We start from the raw sequence: 6,522 nt of genomic DNA on the forward strand, positions 1-6,522 counted from the left end.
CTACCCAAAGAACTCACTTCATCATGACAAACCCAAGTCATCCGGGCAATGTCGGTGCCGCTGCGCGCGCACTAAAGACCATGGGTTTCACACACTTACGCTTAGTCAAGCCTAAAGTTGAAAAGATCACAGCACACGAAGAGGCCATTGCGTTTGCCAGTGGGGCACAAGACGTCTTGGCCACCAGCAGTGAATTTAATCAATTTGCCGAAGCCTTAGAGGGCATCACCCTAAGCTTTGCTTTAACGGCCCGCCCCCGCGACTTAGGTCCTAACTGCTTAAACATACGCGATGCCGCACAGTTGGCTCAAGCGCATTTAGCCAAAGCACAAGATAATCAAGTCGCCGTTGTACTGGGCACAGAAAGGACCGGCCTTAGCAATGAGCAAATCAGCCACTGTCACTATATCTGCTATATTCCCGCCAATCCGGACTATAGCTCGCTCAATGTTGCTCAAGCGATTCAATTAGCCGCATGGGAGCTGCGCTATGCGCTGCTTGAAGACAACCCGCACAGCGACAACGACACCCACCTAAAACAGGACTTCACCGCACCGATGCAAGAGCCACTGGCGCCACAAGAGCAAGTGGAAGCTTTGCTGGAACATTGGCAAAAAGCGCTGGAAGCGATTGAGTTCATCAATCCGCAGCAGCCTAAAAAAACCATGCTTAAAATGCGCTATTGGCTATTACGCAGTCGCCTCACTCAAAATGAAACCGATATGATGCGAGGCGTATGTACTCAAATCCTTAAAAAAACCAATCCGTCGAATCAGGCTTGAGGAAGTGTTGGCGGCGTGGGCTTAGCCTCACTGGAGGCTATCTCTCCCGCTTTCTCAGCGTCAATTTTGACGTGACCGACCTTAGTAATTGGTAATTCAAAGCCCTCACTCTCTAACGTTTTACGCACATCAAGCATCACATTGGCTAATTCGGTCGCATAATTAGACGCTGACACCCACGCTCTAATCGTGAGTATTAAACTATTTTCTCGGTACTCACTGACAAATACGCTCAATGGAAGATGCTTAATGATCTTGTCATTGTTACTAAGCAAATCCGTCAACACCTGAATCGCCCGTTCGGTGTCTTCGCCATATTGCAACGCAACCGGCAAATCGATTCGGCGATTAGGGTTACGATTAAAATTTATGATAGTGCTATTCCAAACCACACTATTAGGAATGGTCAATGTGATGCCATTTGCTTGCTCTAAACGTGTTAAAAACAGGCCTATCTCCAGCACCTTGCCCTCATATTGATTAGCGATGCTCACGTACTCATTGTGAGCTAATGGACGTAAGCTTAACAGCATAATTCCGGCCGCGATGTTTTGTAATGTCCCTTGCAACGCCAAACCAATGGCCACACCGGCGGCACCCAGCGCAGCAATTAAACTGGCTGTTTGAACACCAAATTGTGATAAGACCACCACCAAGGTCAAAATACGAATAGCCCATTGCAAAAAGGCACTAATCATCGGTAAGGCTGTCGTATCAAGCTTATACTTAGACTTACCGATACGATGAATAGCTTTGGCAACGATATTTGAAATAGTCCAGCCGATGATTAAAATAAAAACAGCCCCGGCAAAACTGATCATAAACGCTTCCAACATGGGCCAATAGCGACTAGTCAATTCACTCATAAACTTCCTTTTGTATCGTATGAAATATAAATAACTCAATCATTGTCATATTGAGACTTTATACTGTACAACGAAATAAAACAGCGAAAGATTAAAACAATAGGTAATTTTTTATGACCAATCAAGTTAGAAATATACTCACACCACAAACCATGCCTTTTGAAAGTTTTGATAATGGCGAAGCGGCATGGCAGCAATTACTTAGGATTTATGAACGTAATTGTAATTTTATCCGAGCGCATTTTCTTGACTATACCGCTCAAAAACTACCCCAAAATCAAGCAATACGAGCCTTTTATCCACTTATACGCATTCGCCTGACACATCACCACGATATCGACTCACGCCTTTCTTATGGCTTTGTTGAAAGCCCGGGAATCCATGAAACAACGGTGACGAGACCCGATTTATTTAAGCACTATTTAATTGAGCAGATGGACCTGCTTATCAAGAACCATCAGGTCAAAATAGAAATTGGCGAATCAAAAACCCCCATCCCTCTGCACTTCTGCTTCTATGATAATGCCATGATTGATGAAGAAAGAAATGCTGTTTTTACCGACGCTGTTGGTGCAAACATGCTCAATCACTTTGATGTACCAAACTTATCTCAAATGGATGACGCCATTGTTAACGGTACTTACAAACTAGCAAGCGATAGAGTCATGCCACTTGCACCCTTTACTGCACCAAGAATCGACTACTCTCTGCATCGCTTGCAGCATTACACAGGCACACAACCCGAACATTTCCAACACTATATTTTATTTACTAACTATCAATTTTATGTTGAGGAGTTTAGCCATTATGCCCGCGAACAAATTAACGACCCAAATTCAGGTTATAACGAATTAGTATTACCGGGTAATATTCGAGTAGAAGCAGGACTCACGGCTGAAGATATTAAAAAAACGACCGCTGGTGTTAAACAGCCACAAATGCCCGCTTATCACCTAAAGCGTCCTGATGGCAGTGGCATCACCCTAGTCAATATTGGCGTTGGACCATCCAATGCAAAAACCATTACCGATCATATTTCAGTACTACGTCCTACGGCATGGATTATGGTGGGACATTGTGCCGGTTTACGCAGCAGCCAACGCTTGGGCGATTATGTACTGGCACATGCCTACATGCGCGAGGATCACGTACTTGATGACGATTTGCCGCTTTTTGTACCGATTCCGGCATTGGCAGAAATCCAAGTCGCACTTGAACAAGCGGTAGAAGAGATATCCGGTTTAAAAGATTATGAATTAAAACGCATCATGCGTACGGGCACCGTTGCCAGCATTGACAACAGAAACTGGGAGCTGCGCTATCAAGAAGGGCCTGTACAACGTCTGTCGCAATCGCGTGCGATCGCTTTAGATATGGAATCGGCAACAATCGCTGCCAACGGATTCCGCTTCCGCGTTCCTTATGGCACCCTGCTATGTGTGTCAGACAAACCCCTACACGGTGAATTAAAACTTCCCGGCATGGCCACCGAATTTTATCGCGTCCAAGTCGCTCAGCACTTACAGATCGGTATTAGATCGCTGGAGATTTTAAGACGTACGCCCAAAGAACATATCCACTCCAGAAAACTCAGAAGTTTCATTGAGGCAGCCTTTAAATAACTTTAAATAAGGACACAGGACGAATAAATACACGCGACAGGTAATTCAAACAATTATCTGTCGTTGTGGTTTTGTATGAACCCCAGCAAAAATATCTGTCAGTTTTTCTAAGGCAATCTCTAAACCCGATTGATCTTTTGCACCGCCCAGGGAAATACGGAGCGCATTAACCGCCTGCCCATCGACACAAAAAGCGTTTGCACTGGCGACACCTAGGCCCTGCTGCTGTGCCGTTTGAATTAATCCATAGTGATCGACGTGCTCCGGCAGCCCTAACCAAAGATGCAATCCGTGCGGATGTGCTTGGAAGCCATCCGGAAGTAGTCGACAAGCAATTTGTTGACGTTGAAATAACTCGTCTCTAAGCTGTTGAAGGATTTCCTTTGCTGAACCATTACGAATCAAATGCGTAGCCATTGACACCGTACTCTGATTCGGCATCAGCATAATAGCGCGCAACGCATCTTGAATTGGTTCCCTACTCTCCATCGTCGGCAGTACGATATATGCGGTACGTAAACCCGGCGCTAAGCACTTTGATAAAGTAGAAATATAAAATACCGGTGCGCGATGGTCTGCTTGCGCTAAGGTAGCGATTGGCGGAGGTGCATCCCCTGCCAATAACCAATAGGGGTCATCCTCAATAATAGCGACATCATAGCGAGAGGCAACATCATAAATCGCTCGGCGCCTCTCTAGAGACATCGTTGTGGTTGTCGGATTATTAATGGTGGGAATCAAATAAATCATCTTAGGCTTATTATTTTTACACATGCGCGCTAAGTCGTCCGGGATCATCCCTTCATCGTCCGTCTCCACTGCCAACGCACGGCGCTGCAATACACGGCAGGCAGCCAAAAAACCGGGATAGGTCAGCTTTTCAGCTGCAATACTGTCACCGGAACGTGAATAAGCTAATAATATCGCGCTAATGGCAGATTGCGCTCCGGCTGATATCAAGAGGCGCGACGGATTCATCTCCCCGAACATAGGCGCTAACCAGCTAGCCGCGGCCTCCCTATCATAGGTCGAACCTGCACCGACATGGTAACTCATCAACGAAACATCATCGGCCTGATCGCGCATATAAGCTAGGTTGGGTCTCAGTCGGCCGGTAAAGCCATTGGCACCAAACAATGGAGGAATATTCATACTGAGGTCAATGCGTTGATCCTCATGGTTTAAAGCATGAGCAACATAAGAACCGCTAGGGCCATAGGCATTAAGCAAACCTGCCAAACGCAGCTCTTTATAAGCCCGTGTGACCGTTGTCAAATCAACGCCCATCACATTTGCAAGTTCACGTTGAGGAGGCAAACGATCGCCCGGTCGTAGCACCCCGTTATTCACTGCATTAATCACTTGTTGGGCAATTTGTTGATACCTGGCTCCTCCGCCACGCTCTAAAGGACGTATCCACCTAGTATTTTGCTTTTTGAGTTTGCGCGTCACTGACTATCTCCGGGTCATCACTTCATAGCATCTGCCTTGCTTATCCATGCAAGATTACCATACATTAAAAATATCCATATGATTTAACTCAATGGCAAAAACTTTTTAAAACACATACATAAAATTCAAATTTTTTGACGTGCTTTATTCCATTTTTAGCAATAGATAATTAGGTTTTTTTCTATTTATTCATTTATCCGGTTTTGTTAAAGTGATGATATCAATGAAATAAAGAAGACTTGGCAGCACCTTAGTCTTACTGTTAGCAGCTGATTAAAACAAATGAAACGCTTTTTTGGAGAGCTTTGATGGTTAAAACTGAACGCTACAACCGTACTGCCATATTTTTACATTGGCTTGTCGGCTTAGGCATACTTGGCACTTTGGGACTGGGCTTATATATGGTTGATTTGCCATTTTCACCGGCCAAACTGCAAATTTATTCTTGGCATAAGTGGGCCGGCATGACGCTATTGTTTTTAGCTGTCGTACGCCTTGCTTGGCGCCTAAGCCATCCGGCACCCGCTCTACCCGACACCATGGGTCCACTATCGCGTTTGGCTGCGCACGCAGGTCATTGGGTACTTTATATTTTAATGCTGGCGATCCCGCTAAGTGGCTGGTTAATGAGCTCAGCGCAAGGCTTTTCGGTGGTCTGGTTTGGCGTACTCCCCTTACCTGATTTAGTAGCTAAAAATTTGGAGCTTGGCGAGTGGCTAAACAGTATCCACCTCATTTTAAATTACACCCTAATCGCGACGCTTATCGGCCATATTGGTGCAGCCTTACACCACCATTTTATTAAAAAAGACACGGTAATGAGCCGCATGCTGCCATTGATTAAACGAGCTTAGTCATCAGACAAAGAATATCATTGCAAAAATTATCTATTAGAATTTAAGGAACACAATCATGAAAGTGAAGAATCAATTATTACAACCAGTCGCTTTAGCAACCGCCTTGACCTTAGGTACGTTGACCAGCGCGCATGCAGTGGAATATAAAACACTCGACGCTGAGGCCAGTAGCATCACCTTTGCTTATAGCCAAATGAACGTCAAGATGGACGGTAGCTTTAGCGAATTAAAAGCCACTGAATTACACTTTGACCCGGCTCAGCCTGAAACTGCTAAAGTTGCGATCGAAGTCGCCCTATCGAGTATTGATGCCGGCTACCCGGATGCGAATGTAGAAATCGCCAAAGATGAATGGTTAGCAATTGAGCAACACCCAATCGCTACGTTTACCTCAAGCAACATTGAAGTACTAGGTGATGGGAACTACCAAGTAACCGGCGATCTTTCAATTAAAGGACATAGTCAATCAGTCACCGTACCGTTTAAATTCACGGAAAGTGGCGATAACGGTGTATTTACCGGCAGCTTCACCTTCTTGCGCGGTGATTATAAGATCGGCGAAGGTGCTTGGAGTGGTTTTGGTATTGTCGCCAACGAAATTCAGATTGATTTTGAAATTGTCACAAAGCAGTAAGTGGGCATCTAGGGAGAAATCAATGTTAGAAATTCGTAAAAGTGACGATCGTGGCATCGGTGAGCATGGTTGGTTAAGCTCTCGTCATTCCTTTTCCTTTGCTAATTACTACGATCCTGAGCATATGGGCTTTGGTCCGTTGCGAGTCATCAATGAAGACAAATTGACATCCTCCCCGCCCTAAAGAACGGGGATTCCTACGGCGTTCAGGCGACCATCGCCTGACTCGCTTCGGTGGGTTCTTGGCCCGACGCCCTTACCTACAGGCGAAGTCTCTGCACAAGCTAACCGGGCGTGTCCCGCCCTTAA

General features: G+C 45.4%; 7 protein-coding genes. 5 read left to right on the forward strand and 2 right to left on the reverse strand.

Going from position 1 to position 6,522, the window contains the following annotated elements:
• Positions 1-23: 23 nt before the first annotated feature.
• On the forward strand, positions 24-782 hold the full coding sequence (locus tag B092_RS0107735) for an RNA methyltransferase (RefSeq protein WP_018574686.1): 759 nt from the start codon (positions 24-26) through the stop codon (positions 780-782).
• Here the strand turns inward: B092_RS0107735 and B092_RS0107740 are convergent.
• Positions 773-1,648, reverse strand: a complete 876-nt coding sequence (locus B092_RS0107740; RefSeq protein WP_018574687.1) for a mechanosensitive ion channel family protein — start codon at positions 1,646-1,648, stop codon at positions 773-775. The two genes, B092_RS0107735 and B092_RS0107740, sit on opposite strands and share 10 nt — an antisense overlap.
• Before the next feature lie 113 nt (positions 1,649-1,761).
• Here B092_RS0107740 and B092_RS0107745 point away from each other — a divergent pair, with 113 nt between their 5' ends.
• Positions 1,762-3,270 (forward strand): AMP nucleosidase, encoded by a 1,509-nt coding sequence (locus B092_RS0107745; protein WP_018574688.1) that lies wholly within the window; start codon positions 1,762-1,764, stop codon positions 3,268-3,270.
• A gap of 45 nt (positions 3,271-3,315) precedes the next feature.
• On the opposite strand, the gene B092_RS0107750 is transcribed toward B092_RS0107745, so the two are convergent.
• Complete coding sequence (locus B092_RS0107750) at positions 3,316-4,722, reverse strand: aminotransferase-like domain-containing protein (protein ID WP_018574689.1); 1,407 nt, start codon at positions 4,720-4,722, stop codon at positions 3,316-3,318.
• Between the two features lie 308 nt (positions 4,723-5,030).
• On the opposite strand from B092_RS0107750, the gene B092_RS0107755 reads away from it, so the two are divergent.
• From B092_RS0107755 to B092_RS15615, 3 genes are read left to right on the forward strand one after another with little or no spacing between them, the layout of a single operon-like run.
• Positions 5,031-5,576 (forward strand): cytochrome b, encoded by a 546-nt coding sequence (locus B092_RS0107755; RefSeq protein WP_018574690.1) that lies wholly within the window; start codon positions 5,031-5,033, stop codon positions 5,574-5,576.
• A 58-nt stretch (positions 5,577-5,634) separates the two neighbouring features.
• On the forward strand, positions 5,635-6,213 hold the full coding sequence (locus B092_RS0107760) for a YceI family protein (RefSeq protein WP_018574691.1): 579 nt from the start codon (positions 5,635-5,637) through the stop codon (positions 6,211-6,213).
• Positions 6,214-6,235: 22 nt separating this feature from the next.
• On the forward strand, positions 6,236-6,397 hold the full coding sequence (locus tag B092_RS15615; RefSeq protein WP_018574692.1) for a cupin domain-containing protein: 162 nt from the start codon (positions 6,236-6,238) through the stop codon (positions 6,395-6,397).
• Positions 6,398-6,522 lie beyond the last annotated feature (125 nt).

This window comes from Oligella ureolytica DSM 18253, from assembly GCF_000373745.1.
Classification (GTDB): domain Bacteria; phylum Pseudomonadota; class Gammaproteobacteria; order Burkholderiales; family Burkholderiaceae_B; genus Oligella; species Oligella ureolytica.